The organism is Oscillibacter valericigenes, from assembly GCF_021531915.1.
Classification (GTDB): domain Bacteria; phylum Bacillota; class Clostridia; order Oscillospirales; family Oscillospiraceae; genus Oscillibacter; species Oscillibacter valericigenes_A.
Genome location: NZ_JAFBIV010000006.1, coordinates 74,159 through 90,280 on the forward strand (window position 1 = coordinate 74,159; position 16,122 = coordinate 90,280).

At 60.2% G+C, this 16,122-nt stretch carries 16 protein-coding genes; 8 read left to right on the plus strand and 8 right to left on the minus strand.

The window, feature by feature from the left end:
• Positions 1-19: 19 nt before the first annotated feature.
• A complete protein-coding gene (locus JQM66_RS06205) occupies positions 20-625 on the minus strand; it encodes a nucleotidyltransferase family protein (protein WP_235229016.1) in 606 nt (201 codons plus the stop codon).
• Between the two features lie 301 nt (positions 626-926).
• Here JQM66_RS06205 and JQM66_RS06210 point away from each other — a divergent pair, with 301 nt between their 5' ends.
• The 5 genes from JQM66_RS06210 to JQM66_RS06230 all read left to right on the plus strand — a co-directional run bounded on the left by JQM66_RS06210 (position 927) and on the right by JQM66_RS06230 (position 6,871).
• Positions 927-2,297, plus strand: a complete 1,371-nt coding sequence (locus JQM66_RS06210; protein ID WP_235229017.1) for a uracil-xanthine permease family protein — start codon at positions 927-929, stop codon at positions 2,295-2,297.
• Between the two features lie 69 nt (positions 2,298-2,366).
• A complete protein-coding gene (gene xdhA / locus JQM66_RS06215; protein ID WP_235229018.1) occupies positions 2,367-4,661 on the plus strand; it encodes a xanthine dehydrogenase subunit XdhA in 2,295 nt (764 codons plus the stop codon).
• Between the two features lie 15 nt (positions 4,662-4,676).
• Entirely contained in the window at positions 4,677-5,558 is an 882-nt protein-coding gene (xdhB, locus tag JQM66_RS06220) for a xanthine dehydrogenase subunit XdhB (RefSeq protein ID WP_235229019.1), read from the plus strand.
• Entirely contained in the window at positions 5,558-6,067 is a 510-nt protein-coding gene (gene xdhC, locus JQM66_RS06225; RefSeq protein ID WP_235229020.1) for a xanthine dehydrogenase subunit XdhC, read from the plus strand. Before xdhB ends, xdhC begins: the two co-directional genes overlap by 1 nt.
• A 147-nt stretch (positions 6,068-6,214) precedes the next feature.
• A complete protein-coding gene (locus tag JQM66_RS06230) occupies positions 6,215-6,871 on the plus strand; it encodes a cytidylate kinase-like family protein (protein WP_235229021.1) in 657 nt (218 codons plus the stop codon).
• A 38-nt stretch (positions 6,872-6,909) separates the two neighbouring features.
• Here JQM66_RS06230 and JQM66_RS06235 read toward each other — a convergent pair whose 3' ends face one another.
• Positions 6,910-7,278: a winged helix-turn-helix domain-containing protein gene (locus tag JQM66_RS06235; protein ID WP_235229022.1), complete on the minus strand. Its 369-nt coding sequence runs from the start codon at positions 7,276-7,278 to the stop codon at positions 6,910-6,912.
• A 207-nt stretch (positions 7,279-7,485) separates the two neighbouring features.
• Here JQM66_RS06235 and JQM66_RS06240 point away from each other — a divergent pair, with 207 nt between their 5' ends.
• Entirely contained in the window at positions 7,486-7,926 is a 441-nt protein-coding gene (locus JQM66_RS06240; RefSeq protein WP_235229023.1) for a WapI family immunity protein, read from the plus strand.
• A gap of 20 nt (positions 7,927-7,946) precedes the next feature.
• Positions 7,947-8,351 carry a hypothetical protein gene (locus JQM66_RS06245; protein WP_235229024.1) on the plus strand — a complete coding sequence of 135 codons (405 nt, stop codon included), beginning with the start codon at positions 7,947-7,949 and terminating at the stop codon, positions 8,349-8,351.
• Between the two features lie 46 nt (positions 8,352-8,397).
• Here JQM66_RS06245 and pckA read toward each other — a convergent pair whose 3' ends face one another.
• Both pckA and rsmA read right to left on the minus strand, forming a co-directional pair.
• A complete protein-coding gene (gene pckA / locus JQM66_RS06250) occupies positions 8,398-9,966 on the minus strand; it encodes a phosphoenolpyruvate carboxykinase (ATP) (protein WP_235229025.1) in 1,569 nt (522 codons plus the stop codon).
• Between the two features lie 93 nt (positions 9,967-10,059).
• Entirely contained in the window at positions 10,060-10,914 is an 855-nt protein-coding gene (rsmA, locus tag JQM66_RS06255) for a 16S rRNA (adenine(1518)-N(6)/adenine(1519)-N(6))-dimethyltransferase RsmA (protein ID WP_235229026.1), read from the minus strand.
• Positions 10,915-11,017: 103 nt separating this feature from the next.
• On the opposite strand from rsmA, the gene JQM66_RS06260 reads away from it, so the two are divergent.
• Positions 11,018-11,707: a YjjG family noncanonical pyrimidine nucleotidase gene (locus tag JQM66_RS06260; protein WP_235229027.1), complete on the plus strand. Its 690-nt coding sequence runs from the start codon at positions 11,018-11,020 to the stop codon at positions 11,705-11,707.
• A 65-nt stretch (positions 11,708-11,772) separates the two neighbouring features.
• Here the strand turns inward: JQM66_RS06260 and JQM66_RS06265 are convergent, their stop codons facing one another.
• The 4 genes from JQM66_RS06265 to JQM66_RS06280 form a co-directional block, all read right to left on the minus strand.
• On the minus strand, positions 11,773-12,798 hold the full coding sequence (locus JQM66_RS06265; RefSeq protein ID WP_235229028.1) for a G5 and 3D domain-containing protein: 1,026 nt from the start codon (positions 12,796-12,798) through the stop codon (positions 11,773-11,775).
• A gap of 316 nt (positions 12,799-13,114) precedes the next feature.
• Positions 13,115-13,312 (minus strand): heavy-metal-associated domain-containing protein, encoded by a 198-nt coding sequence (locus JQM66_RS06270; protein ID WP_235229029.1) that lies wholly within the window; start codon positions 13,310-13,312, stop codon positions 13,115-13,117.
• 33 nt (positions 13,313-13,345) lie between these two features.
• Entirely contained in the window at positions 13,346-13,726 is a 381-nt protein-coding gene (locus JQM66_RS06275; protein ID WP_407946008.1) for a metal-sensing transcriptional repressor, read from the minus strand.
• Between the two features lie 13 nt (positions 13,727-13,739).
• Complete coding sequence (locus JQM66_RS06280) at positions 13,740-15,989, minus strand: heavy metal translocating P-type ATPase (protein WP_235229030.1); 2,250 nt, start codon at positions 15,987-15,989, stop codon at positions 13,740-13,742.
• Positions 15,990-16,122: the final 133 nt, after the last annotated feature.

A 16,122-nucleotide genomic window follows, 5' to 3' on the forward strand; every position in this document is an offset into this window, starting at 1 on the left:
CACGCAGGCCGCTGTTTTCTTATCGGTTTGTTCCGGCATTTTCGGCTAGAGTGGCCAGAGCCTGGGGGGTGTCCACATCCACCAGCTCCAGGGCGTCCACCTCCAGAAGCACCAGATCCTCCGGATGCTGCCGGATCACGGCGCTGCCGCCCCGGTCGCCCTCCAGTGCCATCAGCTCCGGGAACAGTCGGGCAGGGAAGAGGCAGGGATTGCCCCGCCGTCCGCCGCTGGACATGGCGGCGATCTTCTCCGGCTGCCTGCTCCAGAGGTCCAGCAACTCGGTCACGCTCTCCCGGCGGAGAAAGGGCTGATCCGCCACGGTGAACAGCACACCGTCACAATCACCCAGAGCGGCCAATCCCAGCCGCAGGCTGTGACTGATGCCAAACTCCGGATGTTCGTTTCTGATTACTGTAAAGTCAAATAACTTTGCACATGCTGCAACTTTGTCATATTGTGTCACCACAACGGTCCTGACCAGCCGTTCCGCCGGAATGGCTTCCAGAGCCCGCTGAATCAGGCTCCGTCCCTCCAGGGAAACAGCCAGCTTGTTGGCGCCGTACCGCCGGCCGTAGCCGGAAGCCAGCACAACACAGCCGATTTTGCTCGTTTTATTCGTGTTCATGCGTTTCACCCCGGGTACAGTATATCCACTGCCCGGGAATGCCGTCAAGTGGTTGTCTGATACTGATTTCAAATAATAAGCTGTTGAAGCCTTTTGGCAGCGTTTCGTATAAATCTGCCAAAAATAAAGGTTGACCTTTTTCGTTATTCTTTGAAAAGCATATTGACCCAAAAAGGTCGACCTTTTATAATACTTACAAACGAAAGAGAATTTTTCTGTGCAATCTATGCTATTTTGCTGAATGCGTATTCTTTGGATTGCAAGAATTGCCTTTCGAGTTTAAAGTGAAGGAGTAGGAAAGATGAAAACCGCGAAGCAGTCCCCTTCAACCAGCGTCGAGAATATTTTCCGGCTGGAGGGCCGTGTCCCCGTGGCGAAAGCGATCCCCTTCGGCCTGCAGCACGTGCTGGCCATGTTCGTGTCCAATGTGGCGCCCATTATTCTGGTGTCCTCCGTGGCCCTGTATAATGGTGAGAGCTTCACGGCGGTGGAAGTGGCCCGCCTGATCCAGAACGCCATGATGATCGCCGGTATCGGCACGCTGATCCAGCTGTATCCCATCTGGAAGGTGGGCTCAAGCCTGCCGGTGGTGATGGGCGTCAGTTTCACCTTTGTCTCCGCCATGATGGTGGTCGCTGCCCGGGACTACGGACTGATGATCGGCGCCATCATTGTAGGCGGCTGTATTGAGGGTGTTTTGGGCCTGACTGTCAAATACTGGCGGCGGTTTGTGGCCCCCATTGTCTCCGCCTGCGTGGTGACCACCATTGGCTTCTCCCTGCTGGGCGTGGGAATCAGCTCCTACGGCGCCTCTGACGCCTATGACTTCGGCAGCTGGCAGAATCTGCTGGTGGGTACCATCACCCTGGCCTCCTGTCTGATCTTCCAGGCACTGGCCAAGGGCTTCTGGAAGCAGCTCAACGTGCTTTTCGGTCTGGGCGTGGGCTACATTGCTGCCATTTGCTTCGGTATGGTGGACTTCTCCTCCATTGGCGCCACTGTGGAAGAACTGGGGATCATCTCTCTGCCCATGCTGCTGCACTATACCCCCAAGTTCCAGCTGGGTGCCATCATCTCCGTGACGCTGGTGTTCCTGGTCTCCGCTGCGGAGACCATCGGCGACACCACTGCCGTCTGTACCGGCGGCCTGGGCCGTGACATCACGGAGCGGGAGCTGTCCGGCTCCCTGTGCTGCGACGGCTTCGTTTCCGCCATCTCCGGCGGCCTGTTTGGCTGCACCCCCATCACCTCCTTTAGCCAGAATGTGGGCCTGGTGGCCATGACCAAGGTGGTCAACCGCTTTACCATTATGTTCGGCGCGCTGACTCTGGTGATCGCGGGCCTGTTCCCGCCCATCGGTGCCTTCTTCTCCACGCTGCCCTCCTGCGTGTTGGGCGGCTGCACGGTGATCATGTTCGGCGCTATCATTGTCTCCGGTGTTACCATGCTGGGTCAGTGCGGTCTGGACCAGCGCAACACCCTGATCGCGGCGGCTTCCTTCGCCGTGGGCATCGGCGTGACCCAGGTGGATGGCTTCTTCTCCCACATGCCCCAGGTCATCGGCGACATTTTCTCCGGCAACCCCGTGGCGGGTGTGTTTGTGGTGGCCATGGTGCTGTCCCTGACCCTTCCCAAGAACATTGAGATCCGAAAGGAAAGCCCCCCGGGCTGATCCCATTGCCTTTTGATGATCCCTTGTGATACAGCGGACCCTGATCTTCAAGAATTGGAGGTATGCGATATGAGCAAAAGCGTCGGCAAAAGCATCACCAGAGTGGACGCCTATGACAAGGCCACCGGCCGGGCAAAGTATATGGACGATCTCTGTGGCCGGGAAGCCCTGGTGGTGAAGATCTGTCATTCCACCATTGCCCATGGCTTTGTGAAGTCCATTGACACCGCGGAGGCGGAAGCCATCCCCGGCGTGGTCCGGGTGCTGACCTGCTTTGATGTGCCGGATATCCCGTTCCCCACGGCTGGCCATCCCTGGTCCACGGACCCCGGTCACCAGGATGTGGCGGACCGTCTGCTGCTGAACCGCCATGTCCGTTACTACGGCGATGAAGTGGCCGTGGTCATCGCGGAGGACGAGGTGGCCGCGGCCCAGGGCGTCCGGGCATTGAAGGTGGAGTACGAGGAACTGCCCTTTGTACTGGATGTGCAGAAGGCCATGGAGCCGGATGCTCCCCAGATCCACGAGGAATACCCCGGCAACGTGCTGAAGCATACGGATATCCGCCGGGGCAACTATGAGGAAGCCCGGAAGGAACCAGGACTCATCAGGGTTGAAGGCTGGTACGATACCCCCACGGTCCAGCACTGCCACATTGAGAACCACGGCTGCTACGCCTATGAAGAAGCCGGTCGTGTGGTGGTGGTCTCCTCCACCCAGATCCCCCACATCGTCCGCCGGGTGGTGGGGCAGGCTCTGGGCATTCCCTGGGGCAAGGTCCGCATCATCAAGCCCTACATCGGCGGCGGATTCGGCAATAAGCAGGACGCTCTGTATGAACCCCTGTGCGCATGGTGTTCCACCCAGGTGGGTGGCCGCCTGGTGAAGCTGGAGTGCAGCCGGGAGGAGACCTTCGTCTCCAACCGTGTCCGCCACGCCATCCGCACACATATCATCTCCTATGTCCGCCCTGACGGAACTCTGGTGGCCCGGAAGTTCGAGGCCTTCAGCAACCAGGGTGCCTACGCCTCCCACGGCCATGGAATCGTCGCCAAGGGCATGGGTGCATTCCCCCAGCTGTATCCCTGTGACAATCTGGAGTGCGATTCCTGGACGGTGTTCACCAACCGCCCCTCTGCCGGCGCCATGCGGGGCTACGGTATTCCTCAGGCCATGTGGGCAGGGGAGTGCCACATCGACGATATCTGCAAGGCCATTGGTATGGAGCCTGTGGCTTTCCGGCGGAAGAATCTGATGCCCGTTGGCTATGTGGATGGCTTCTCCAAGAATGAGCTGTACACCGATACCTTCAACCAGTGCATGGATAAGGGTATTGAGGTCCTGGATTACTTCCGCAAGTACGAGGAGTACCGGAACCAGACCGGTCCGGTCCGGAAGGGCGTTGGCCTTGCGGTGTTCTGGTATAACACGGCTGTGTGGCCCATCTCCCTGGAGTCCTCCTCCTGCCGCATGGTGCTGAACCAGGACGGTTCCCTCCAATTCCAGACCGGCGAGACGGAGATCGGCCAGGGCTGCGATACCGCCTATTCCCAGATGGTGGCGGACGCCGTGGGCATCCCTGTGGAAGATGTCCACGTGGTCTCCACCCAGGATACGGACATCACTCCCTTCGGCACCGGCGCCTACGCCTCCCGCCAGACCTACGTGGGCAGCTTCGCCATCCAGCAGACTGCCGCGGCCCTTCGGGAGCGCATCCTGAACATCGCCCATGAGCAGACCCGGATGCCCGTCAGCAACCTGGACCTGGTGGACGGCCAGATCGTCCGCAAGTCCGACGGCCGGGTACTGAAGTCCCTGGGTGATCTGGCTACGGAGTGCCTGTACTCTCTGGAGCACAGCCAGCACATCACCGCCGAAACCACGGCCCAGATCAAGACCAATGCCTACTCCTTCGGCTGCTCCTTCGCCGAGGTGGAAGTGGATATCCCCATGTGCAAGGTGAAGCTGCTGAACATCGTCAATGTCCACGACTGCGGCCGCCTGATCAACCCCGCTCTGGCGGAGGCTCAGGTCCACGGCGGTATGTCCATGGCCATCGGCTACGGCCTCAGTGAACAGCTGCTGTTCGACGAAAAGACCGGCAAGCCTTTGAACAACAACCTGCTGGACTACAAGCTGTCCACATTTATGGACCATCCCACGCTGGAGGCTCGCTTTGTGGAGAATCCGGAGCCCACCTCGCCTTACGGGACCAAATCCCTGGGTGAGCCCCCGGCCTGTTCTCCCGCTCCGGCTATCCGCAACGCCATTCTGAACGCCACCGGAGTTGCCATTGACTGCTGTCCCATTACGCCCCATGTCCTCTACCGGAAGTTCAAAGAGGCCGGGCTGATCGAAGATTAAAGGAGGGAACCGCGTATGTATGATATGAAAGCGCTCTATCAGGCAAAGGATGTAGCCGACGCCGTGGCCCTCCGTCTGGCCCACCCCGAGGCCCACATCATCGCCGGCGGCTCCGACGTGCTGGTGCAGATGCGGGAAGGGAAGCGGGCCGGCGTGGAATTGATCTCCATCCAGGGCCTGAACGAACTCCGAGGAGTATCCTTGGAGGAGGACGGCACCCTGCGCATCGGCTCTCTCACCAGCTTCTCCCATATCACCCGGGACCCGCTCATCCAGAAATACATCAATGTCCTGGGTGAGGCTGTGGACCAGGTGGGCGGCCCCCAGATCCGCAACATCGGCACCATCGGCGGCAACACCTGCAACGGCGTTACCTCTGCCGATTCTGCCTCCACCCTCCACGCCTGGGACGCCATTGTGGAACTGACGGGTCCCAACGGCGTCCGCCGCCAGCCCATCCACGATTTCTATATCAAGGCGGGCAAGGTGGACATCCGGGAGGGCGAAATTCAAACGGCGATCCTGATCCCAAAGGAGAGCTACGAGAACACCTTTGGTCATTACATCAAGTACGCCATGCGCAACGCCATGGATATCGCCACGTTGGGCACTTCCGTCAATGTCCGGCTCTCCGCCGACAAGAAGACGGTGGAGCGGGCCCGGGTAGCCTTCGGTGTGGCGGGCCCCGTGCCCCTGCGGGCCAGGACCGCCGAAGCTGTGGCTGCGGGCCAGCCCGTCAGCCTGGAGCTGGCGGAGGCCTTCTCCCAGGCGGTGAAGGAGGACATCAACCCCCGGGATTCCTGGCGTGCCGCCAAGGATTTCCGGATGCACATCGCGGTGGAGAGCGCCAAGCGCGCCTTCATCGAATCCGTGAGACTGGCGGGAGGTGCGCTGTAATGGAAAAGCACGTCATGCAGTATCAGACCGTCCATTTCAATTTGAACGGGAAGGATGTGGAGCGGACGGTGGACGTCCGGGCCAGCCTGACCGATATGCTCCGCAACGACTTCCGTATGACCTCTGTGAAAAAGGGCTGCGAGGTGGGTGAGTGCGGCGCCTGCAATGTCCTCATCGACGGCGAGGCCTTCAACTCCTGTATTTACCTGGCTGTCTGGGCTGAGGGCAAGAAGATCCGTACCCTGGAGGGCCTCCTGGGCCCCAACGGCGAGCTGAGCGATATCCAGCAGGCCTTCGTGGACGAGGCTGCCATCCAGTGCGGCTTCTGCACGCCGGGCTTTATCCTGACGGCGGTAGAGATTCTGGAGAGCGGCAAGGAGTACACCGACGCGGAACTGCGGAAGCTTCTCTCCGGCCACCTTTGCCGCTGTACCGGATATGAGAACATCCTCCGGGCGGTGAAAAAGACCATGTACAAGCGGCTGGGCAAGCCCATGCAGGAAGCATAAGCAAAGACCGGGACGCGTCTGCGTCCCGGTTTTCATTTGACGATTTCCTCCGGAAGTGATATAATCGTTTTACAAAGACCACCCTGTCCGTCCCTCCGATTAGGGGACAGGGCGGTTGCAGGCATAACATAGAAGGAGGGTTTTATCATGAAAACCATTATCACCATTGGACGGCAGTTCGGCAGCGGCGGCAAGGAGATCGGCATCCGGGTGGCCAAGGAGCTGGGCATCCCGTTCTATGATAAGGAACTTCTCCAGGAGGCTGCCAAGAAGAGCGGCCTGTGCGAGAAGATTTTCGAAAATTTTGACGAGCGGCCCAAGAGCCTGCTGTATTCCATCGCCATGGACTCTTACATGTTCGCCCTGCCCGGCACTGGTGCGGGGGATTCTCTGGAACAGCAGGTATACCTGGCAACCTTTGATACCATTCGCCACATCGCATCTCAGGGCCCCTGTGTGATGATTGGCCGCTGCGCGGATTACGCTCTGGCCGACGATCCCAACCACCTGAGCCTGTTTATCCACGCCCCCATGGACGTGCGCATCCAGCGTGTTGCCAAGCGGCAGAACATCTCCCCGGAGGAGGCCCGCAAGCTCATTATCAAAACCGACAAGCGCCGCGCCTCTTACTATGAGTATTACTCCTCCCAGAAGTGGGGCGCCGTGGACAGCTACGACTTCTGCCTGGACTCCAGCTATCTGGGTCTGGGCGGCACTGTGGAGCTGATCCAGGCCATGGTGGCCCACAAGGAGCATCCCATCCCCAGTCCCACGGAAGAGGACCCCACGCAGCATCAGGCGTAAAAAAGGCCCCCGGACAGTTGTCCGGGGGTTTGCTTTGCTTATTCCTTGTCCAGCTCCCGATAGAAGCTGAAGCTGTCCTCGAATTTTCCGCGGGCATAGGAAGTCACATCTGCCTCGTATGCCCGGTAGGCTGCCAGCAGCCGCTCGGCCTCCGGCGTCAGCACTGCGCCGCCGCCGTGCTGTCCGCCGATGGTGGAGGAGAGCATTTTGCAGCCAAAGACCTCTTCGGCAGTGCGGATAATCCGCCAGGCTTTGGAATAGGCCATCTCCATGGAGGCTGCCGCCGCCCGCAGGGATTTGTGCTTCTGTACGCGCTCCAGCAGCGTGGCGATACCTGGACCAAAACAGCGCTGATCGTCCTCGGTATAAAGCCGGACCGTCAGTTTCAGATGAAGTTCCTTCTCCATGAGATGCCTCCGTTTCCACCGGTGCCGCCGCAGGGACCTGGTGATGATGATAGGGGACCGGGCTTTTGCATGGATATCTGGAAATTGGAGATCCTTACCATTGCCCACACGTATTTTTTCCATTATAACACAGAAACGTGGATTTGCAAACAGGGGAAAGTGTGGTACAATAGCAAAGAATCTTGAAAACACCAAGGAGATGCTGCTATGCTGTTTCAAAATGAAGACGTCAGTCTGAAGCTGGATATTGTGAACTATGAATTTCCTCCGGACGGCGGGGAAGCGGACAGCGATGACCGCAACTGGCTGGTCCTCCGGGCTGCCTGGACCAACGAGGACGGGGAGATCGTGATAGATTCCAACAGTTGCCTGCTGACCTATGAGCTGCGGGAGATGACTGCCGGGCTGAAGGTGCTGAACGCCGGGATCAAGGACCGCTATGAGAGTGCCTTTGTGGAGCCCTATTTTGAGGTGGCCGCCCAGGCGGAGGGAGAGGACGCCATCCGCATGGCCGTGTCCTTCTTCCTGCCCAACACCATGGACGGCGACGACACCGCCGAGGTGGAGTGCGTCATGACCCATGGGGAGATGAAGGCCCTGCTGGACGAACTGGACAAGCTCTGTGAAAAATTCCCGGACCGGACCTGATGGAAGGGGAGTCTGTACCCATGAGACAAGAAGCGCCGCGGAGCATGGAAGAGGTGTTTTCCTGGCTGCCGGAGGAAGGGTTGGAGACTCTGGGTGCCTGCTTTGACCTGACGGAGGAGCGCATCCCGGCGGGGGAGACCCGGAGCAGTGATGGCCGGATCGGCTGCCTGCTGTCCGGCCGGGGCAGGCTCCGTACAGAGCGCGGCGAGACTGCCCTCGCTTCTGTCTGCCTGTTGGGCATCACCGTCACGGACCGCGGAGAGCGCCGCCCTGTGGCCGCTGAATTGACAGCGGAGGAGGAGTGCACGGTCCTCTGGTTCCGCTTTGAAATGGTCCGCATGGTCTGCTATGCCGCCTGCTGGTTCCATGTGCGGTTTCTGAATGAAATTGACCGCCTGCTGGAAGAAAAGGCACCGGAACGATAAAAATGACCGCCCCGAAAGGGACGGTCATTTTTATGGATTCAGTTCTTTATTCCGCCTTGGGGCCGGCAGCGACCACCTCAGCGCTCATGTGGGTGTACTTCTTGAAGTTCTCGTTGAAGCTCTCGGCCAGCTTCTTGCAGCTTGCCTTGTAAGCGGCCTTGTCCTCCCAGGTGTTTTCGGGGATCAGCAGCTCAGAGGGCACGCCCTCGATGGCGGTGGGCACCTGAACGCCGAAGGTGGGATCGGTGACGAACTCGCCCTGCTCAATGGCGCCGGTGAGGGCGGCGGTGACCATGGCGCGGGTGTAGCTCAGCTTCATCCGCTTGCCGGTGCCGTTCCAGCCGGTGTTGACCAGGTAGACGTGGGCGCCGGACTTCTCCACCTTCTCGGCCAGCATGGCAGCGTAGACGGAGGGGTCCAGGGGCAGGAAGGGCTCGCCGAAGCAGGTGGAGAAGGTGGGCACGGGCTCGGTGATGCCGATCTCGGTGCCGGCCACCTTGCTGGTGAAGCCGGAGACGAAGTAGTACATGGCCTGGTTCTTGTCCAGCTTGGAGATGGGAGGCAGCACGCCGTAGGCGTCGGCGGTGAGGAAGATGACGGTCTTGGGTACGCTGGAGCTCATGCCGCTGAGCTCCGCGTTGGGGATGTACTCCACGGGATAGCCCACGCGGGAGTTGACAGCCAGGGAGTCGTCGTCAAAGTCGAATTCCCGGGTCTCATCGTCCATGACCACGTTCTCCACCAGGGAGCCGAACTTGATGGCATTATAAATTTCAGGCTCGCCCTCGGGGCTGAGGTTGATGCACTTGGCATAGCAGCCGCCCTCGAAGTTGAACACGGAGTCGTCGGCCCAGCCATGCTCGTCGTCGCCGATCAGCAGGCGGTTGGGGTCGGCGGACAGGGTGGTCTTGCCGGTGCCGGACAGGCCGAAGAACACGGCGGTGTCGCCGTCCTTGCCCATGTTGGCGGAGCAGTGCATGGGGAACACGCCCATCTTGGGCAGCACGTAGTTCATGACGGAGAACACGGACTTCTTGATCTCACCGGCGTACTGAGTGCCGCAGATGACCACTAGCTTCTCCTCGTAGTCCACCAGAATGGCGGCCTCGGAACGGGTGCCGTCGATCTCGGGGATGCACTTGAAGCCGGGGGCGGCGATAATGGTGTAGTCGATCTTGAAATCCTTCAGCTGCTCAGCGGTGGGACGGCGCAGCAGCTGGTGGATGAACAGGTTCTGGGAGGCCAGCTCATTGACGATGCGGAAGGACTGGGTGTACTTGGGGTCCGCGCCGGCAAAGCCGTCAAAAATGAAGATCTCCTTGTTCTGGAGATAGGCGACCACTTTGCTCTTGATGGCGTCGAACTTGGCCTTTTCGATGGGGCGGTTCACCTTGCCCCAGGCGATCTCGTCATGGACGGCAGGGGTGTCCACGATGAACTTGTCGTTGGCGCTGCGGCCGGTGTACTTGCCGGTCTTGACCACCAGCGCACCGGTATTGCTCAGCTTTCCCTCGCCGCGGCGCAGGGCGTGCTCCGTCAGCTGGGCGGGAGTCAGATTGCGATAGACAGCGGAGGCATTGATGATGCCGAGTGCTTCCAGACCATAGGTTTCCATAATAAGATTCCTCCTTTTTATAGGACCGGAGACCACCTATAGGGGTGGTGTTACATCCGGCCCGAACTTGCGTAAATGAGGCAGTGTCTCGGCTCACCGAGCGCCCAGCGCATCTGCCAGGCGGGCAAAATCCGCCAGAGTCAGACGTTCACCCCGGACCTCGGGGCTGAGGCCGCAGCTGATGATGGCTTCCCGGATGTCCTCCTTGCCGTATCCCGGAAGGGCGGCGGCCAGACTGTTGACCAGTGTTTTCCGCCGCAGCAGGAAGGCGCCCCGAACCACTTTGAAGAAAAAGGCCTCGTCGGTCACCTCCACGGCGGGCTTTTCCCGCCGGACGCACCGCAGCACGGCGGAGGTCACCTTGGGAGCGGGGAGAAACTTCTCCGGCGGCACGTCGAACAGATATTCCGTCTCCATGTGGTACTGCAGGAACAGGGAGAAGGAGCCGCCGTCAGAAGACCCCTGGGGAGCGGACAGCCGCTGCGCCACTTCCTTCTGAATGAGGACCGTGACGGTCTCAAAGCAGGGGGTCTCCACCAGCTTGGTCAGCACCGGCGTGGTGATGTTGTAGGGCAGGTTGGCGCATACGATGGGACGGAGCCCCTGAAACTTTTCCGCTGCCAGAGCAGTCAGGTCCAGCTTCATCACATCTCCCGGAACGATCTCCACGTTGGGATAGGGGGCCATGGTCTCCGCCAGGACAGGCAGCAGGGACTTGTCCAGCTCCACGGATACCACCTTGCCGGCCCGCTGGGCCAGCTCCGCCGTCAGAGGACCGATGCCCGGGCCAATCTCCAGCACGCCGCAGCCCGCATCTGCCTGAGACGAGGCGGCGATATCCGCCGGGACTGCCGGGTCAATGAGAAAATTCTGCCCCATGGACTTGGAAAAATGAAATCCATGCCGCCCCAGCAGCTCCCGAATTGCATTGTAGTCGCAGAGATTCATCCGCACACCCGCCTTTCATAATGCTTATTATACCAAAAACCAGCCGTCTTGCCAACATGGAAAAAAACCGATATACTGGGCCTGAGAACACAAAAAGGAGAGCATGATGCTGAAAACTGTCTTTTTTGACCTGGACGACACCCTGCTGGACTTCACCCGGGCCGAGCGGGAGGCTCTGACCCGCGCCTTCCGAACATTTGACATCGACCCGGCTCCGACAGTCCTGGACCGCTACCATGTGATCAACAGAGAGCAGTGGGAGCTGCTGGAGGCGGGCGTCCTGACCCGCGACCAGGTACTGACCCGCCGCTTTGATCTGCTGTTTGAGGAACTGGGCGTCTGCCGCTCCAGCCGGGAGGTCTGCGACTGCTACGAAGACTTTCTGGCCGAGGGCCATTGGTTCATCCCCGGTGCTATAGAGCTGCTGCGGGAACTGGCGCCCCGGTACGACCTGTATCTTGCCTCCAACGGCGCGGCAGCGGTGCAGCATTCCCGGCTGAAAAGCGCCGGAATCGGCCCGTATTTCAAGAATATCTTTATCTCCGAGGAACTGGGGGCTGATAAGCCCAGCCCCGCCTTTTTCGCAGCCGCCTTCGCCGCCATACCGGCTTTTGACCCGGAGACCGCCCTTATAGTGGGGGACAGCCTGACCTCCGACATCCGGGGCGGCCGGAACGCGGGCATCCGGACCTGCTGGTTCAACCCAGGCGGGAAGCCTGCCCGCCCGGATATCACGCCGGACCACACCATCCGCGCTCTGGCGGAGCTGCCGGATCTCTTGAATACGCTATGAAAAACTCCCCCGGTACCAAGCGTACCGGGGGAGAAAACATTTGCGTGAAACAGCGAAGTCTACGATTATTCCAAAATATACACAGTGCAGCTTCTGCGGCCGAACTCGATGCACTCGCGGTAGGTGTTGTAGTATAGGTCCACCTTGTTGCCCTTGACGCCGGTGTCCCGGGCCACGGACATGCCGTAGACGATGCCGTCGTTGGTGACGATATACATGCGGGTGCCAAGAGGGATGACCTTTTTGTCCACAGCCACGGTGCCCACCTCCACGAAGGTGCCGGTGGCCGTGGTGTAATCAGCGCCGCCGTGACCGGCGGTATAAGCGGTGGCCGTCATGCTCTTGGCCTGAGAGAAGTTCAGCGTGGCGCCGGATTCAAAGACCAGGGTGCCGCTGCCGTCGGCATTTTTCCTGACGTTGGCGATGCGGTCAGTCCGCTCCACAGCCTCGGCAGAGGTGCCGTATTCCACAATCTGATCCACGGCGGTGCTGTCCAGCTCCTCCACGAACTGACGGCTGATGCGCATACCGTTGGACCACACCACCTCGTAGATGGAGGTGCGGACGCCGTCCGCACCTTCCTGAACCACCCGCTCAGTGCCCTTGGGCAGCTCGGGATTGGCAACCCGCACGGTGTTGAAGGCTTCCACCTCGCGGACCTCGTCGTAGTAGGTGATATCCTCTGCCACCGTCAGCACCAGTGCCTGGTCAGACAGGTCCACAGCCACCATTTCCAGCGGGCTGAGGGTGATCCCCATGCGGGTCAGCAGGGCAGAGATGCTCTCCTTTTTGGAGATTGTGGTGAGGGTCTCGCCGTCGTGGCGAATGGTGACATCCAGCTTGGCATCCAGGCGGATATCGTAGCCCTTGCTGCCGGAGGCCACATACATCATGCGGTCGGACAGGTCCGGGATGTCCTGAGAGCCGTCCAGCACAATGGCGGAATCCTCCACACCCGTCAGGATATACAGGGCGCCGGCCCAGTCGGTGGCAGCGGCGCTGGAGCCCAGCACAGCGGCCAGGGCAATGAGGACCAGAGAGGAAGACTTCAGGTGTTCACGCAGTTTTTTTCGCAGGTCATGTGTTCTCAAAACCATACCTCCTGAAAGTGGTTTTTCAGGCTCCCGGCTCCGATCCGAACAGGGAGCGTTGAGCGGCTGTTTCCGCATCGGAAACAACTTGTAACTTTTGTTACCAACTGAAAAACTGGGCATAGTATACACCTAAGTCCCACTTTTGTCAAGTTTTTGGGCTGAATGAGCAGCTTTTGCCCCCACTTTAGACGGGAGCGGACAAAAAGAAACTGGAACAGTCTGCCTGCTTGAAGGAAAAAGTAACAAAAAGTAACAGAAAAAGAAACGAAAATACCCCGGCGTCACGCTGACGCCGGGGGTTCTGTCCGGGGATTCACGCCTGGACTTCGGGGGAGAAGCCCAGGTCTTCCAGTTCGCTGACCGCGGTCTTGACGCAGTTCTGGCAGCCGTCAATGGTGACGGCTTTTTCCTCCAGGCTGACGGTAAAGGCCAGGTCCGCGGCCTTCAGGGCGTTGGTGATGCGCTCCACGCAGTGGGCGCACATCATGTCGGGTACTTTGATGGTGGTCATATGGATGTCCTCCTATAAAAATATTGTATCGCGTTATTTCATCAGCTTTTCCACAGTCCGCACCAGCTCGTCCACCACTTCGGTGTCGCCATTCTGAATGCCCTCCGTGACGCAGGTGCGGATGTGGTTTGCCAGCAGTTCCCGGGAGAAGGCGTTGAGGGCTGACTGAATGGCGGAGACCTGGGTCAGAATGTCGGTGCAGTAGGCCTCCTTCTCCACCATGCCCCGGACGCCCCGGACCTGGCCCTCAATGCGGCTGAGCCGCTTCAGCAGGGCGTCATATTCCTGCGGCTCCCGGTGCTTGTGGCGGCAGCACGCCTGCTCATCCTCCGGGATATACAGCTGGGCGTCAATGCCGAACTGTGTTTTCAAAAACTCCAGATCTCTTTTTGCGTCGTTATCATCGTATGCCATGGGGATTCCTCCTTTACAGCTTGGCGCGGCCCAGCCGCAGGGCGTTGCCCACCACGCACACGGAGCTCAGGGACATGGCCGCTCCCGCGAACATGGGGGACAGCAGCGGACCGCCGAAAAGGTACAGGGCGCCCGCCGCGATGGGGATGCCGATGGTGTTGTAGCAGAAGGCCCAGAACAGGTTCTGTTTAATGTCCCGCAGGGTCAGGGCCGACAGCCGCAGGGCCCGGGACACATCCTGAAGGTCGTCCCGCATCAGCACGATGTCGGCGGACTCGATGGCGATGTCGCTGCCGCTGCCGATGGCGCAGCCCACTTCCGCCTGGGTCAGGGCGGGGGCGTCGTTGATGCCGTCGCCCACCATCATCACCTTGCGGCCCTGCTCCTGAAGCTGCTGGATGACCCCGGCCTTTTCCTCCGGCAGTACCTGGGCGATGACCTCGTCCACGCCCACCAGGGCGCCGATGTGTTCCGCAGCCGCCCGGTTGTCTCCGGTCAGCAGCACGGTCCGGATGCCCTGCCGCTTCATGGCGCGGATGGCGTCGGCACTGGTGTCCTTCACCGGGTCCGCCACGGAGATCAGACCCAGCAGAGCACCGTCCATGGCGAAGAACATGGGGGTCTGCCCCTGGGCGGACAGCTGCTCCGCCTGCTCCAGCAGGGGAGAGACGTCCACCCCCTGCTCCTCCATCAGTCTCCGGTTTCCCGCCAGGGCAGTTTTGCCGTCCAGCACGGCCTTCAGACCCCGGCCGGACAGGTTTTCAAAGTCCGCAGGCTGGGAAATATCTGTGATGGCTTTTTCCTTTACATAGCCTGTGATCGCCTGCGCCAGGGGATGGGCGGATACGGATTCCATGGCCCCTGCCGTTTTCAGCAGGGTGGTTTCGTCACATTGGCAGGGGAGGACCGCTGTCACGGCAGGCTCGCCCTTCGTGACGGTGCCGGTCTTGTCCAGCACCACCGTGTCCACACTGTGGGTGATCTCCAAAATCTCGCCGGACCGGATCAGAATGCCGTGCCGGGCCCCCAGGCCGGTGCCCACCATGATGGCCGTTGGCGTTGCCAGCCCCAGGGCGCAGGGGCAGGCGATCACCAGCACGGAGGTGAAGACCTTCAACACGAAGGCGAAGGGCTGTCCGGCGATGGCCCAGGCCACAGCCGCCAGCAGGGCAATGGCCATGACCACCGGGACGAACACGCCGGCCACCTTGTCGGCGGTCTTGGAGATGGGAGCTTTTTTGCCCTGGGCGTCCTCCACAAAGCGGATGATGCGGGCCAGGGTGGTGTCCTCTCCGGTGCGGGTCACCTTGACGTACAGCACGCCGTTCTGGTTGACGCTGCCGCCGATGACCTCGCTGCCCGGGGACTTTTCCACGGGAAGGCTTTCACCGGTGAGCATGGCCTCGTTGACGCTGCTTTCCCCGCTGGTCACCACGCCGTCCGCCGGTACACGCTGGCCGGGCTTTACCAGCACCAGATCCCCGGTTTTCAGGCTGTCCGTGGGCACTTCCCGGCCGGACTCCGCCAGAATGGCGGTGTCCGGCGCCAGCCGCATGAGGGCTGTGATGGCGCCTTTGGTCTTCTGCATGTTTCGGCTCTCCAGGAACTTGCCCAGGGAGACCAGCGTCAGCACCACGGCGGCGGATTCATAATAGAGATTGTGGACGTAGGCGTGGGGATCGTCAGAGATCAGAAAGGTCATCACCACGCTGTACGCGAAGGAGCAGGCGGAGCCGATGGCCACCAGAGAGTCCATGTTGGGGTTTCCGTGGGCCAGGGCCTTGAAGCCGCTGATGAAGAAGTTCCTGCCGCAGTACAGAACAGGGATGGTCAGCAAAAGCTGTAATATGGCGAAGTTCACCGGATGGGTGTGCATGGAGAACAGGTCCGGCAGGGGCAGGGCGGGCAGCCCGAAGGGCAGCATCTGCCCCATGGAGACATACAGCAGCACCGCGGAAAAGACTGCCGCCGTAATCAACTCGATTTTTTTGCGCTTCAGGGCCGCTGCCTCGTCGTCTTTGGGAACCGCTGCGGCTTTTTCCCGCTTTTCCGGATGGGGAACGGCGCCGAAGCCCGCTTTTTCCACCTTGGCGATGATCTGCTCCGGGCCCAACTGGGAATCGTCGTAGCGGATGGTCATAATGCCGGTGGTCAGGTTGACCTCGCTGCGCTCCACGCCGGGCAGCTTTCGGGTGACCCGCTCCACGGATGCGCTGCAGGCGGCGCAGTGCATCCCGGAGATATCATATTTTTCCTCTCGCATGAGGGACCTCCTGTTTTGAATACCCCCAGGGGGTATGTTGCTTTCATCAATATATACCCCTGGGGGGTATCTGTCAAGGGCCGTATCAAAAGTTTTTGCCATTTGAGAAATTTTTATGAAACCCCCTTGACTT

Coding starts and splice junctions, on each gene's coding strand:
- JQM66_RS06205 (WP_235229016.1), bottom strand. CDS start 625: ATGAACACGAATAAAACGAGCAAAATCGGCTGTGTTGTGCTGGCTTCC.
- JQM66_RS06210 (WP_235229017.1), top strand. CDS start 927: ATGAAAACCGCGAAGCAGTCCCCTTCAACCAGCGTCGAGAATATTTTC.
- xdhA (WP_235229018.1), top strand. CDS start 2,367: ATGAGCAAAAGCGTCGGCAAAAGCATCACCAGAGTGGACGCCTATGAC.
- xdhB (WP_235229019.1), top strand. CDS start 4,677: ATGTATGATATGAAAGCGCTCTATCAGGCAAAGGATGTAGCCGACGCC.
- xdhC (WP_235229020.1), top strand. CDS start 5,558: ATGGAAAAGCACGTCATGCAGTATCAGACCGTCCATTTCAATTTGAAC.
- JQM66_RS06230 (WP_235229021.1), top strand. CDS start 6,215: ATGAAAACCATTATCACCATTGGACGGCAGTTCGGCAGCGGCGGCAAG.
- JQM66_RS06235 (WP_235229022.1), bottom strand. CDS start 7,278: ATGGAGAAGGAACTTCATCTGAAACTGACGGTCCGGCTTTATACCGAG.
- JQM66_RS06240 (WP_235229023.1), top strand. CDS start 7,486: ATGCTGTTTCAAAATGAAGACGTCAGTCTGAAGCTGGATATTGTGAAC.
- JQM66_RS06245 (WP_235229024.1), top strand. CDS start 7,947: ATGAGACAAGAAGCGCCGCGGAGCATGGAAGAGGTGTTTTCCTGGCTG.
- pckA (WP_235229025.1), bottom strand. CDS start 9,966: ATGGAAACCTATGGTCTGGAAGCACTCGGCATCATCAATGCCTCCGCT.
- rsmA (WP_235229026.1), bottom strand. CDS start 10,914: ATGAATCTCTGCGACTACAATGCAATTCGGGAGCTGCTGGGGCGGCAT.
- JQM66_RS06260 (WP_235229027.1), top strand. CDS start 11,018: ATGATGCTGAAAACTGTCTTTTTTGACCTGGACGACACCCTGCTGGAC.
- JQM66_RS06270 (WP_235229029.1), bottom strand. CDS start 13,312: ATGACCACCATCAAAGTACCCGACATGATGTGCGCCCACTGCGTGGAG.
- JQM66_RS06275 (WP_407946008.1), bottom strand. CDS start 13,726: ATGGCATACGATGATAACGACGCAAAAAGAGATCTGGAGTTTTTGAAA.
- JQM66_RS06280 (WP_235229030.1), bottom strand. CDS start 15,989: ATGCGAGAGGAAAAATATGATATCTCCGGGATGCACTGCGCCGCCTGC.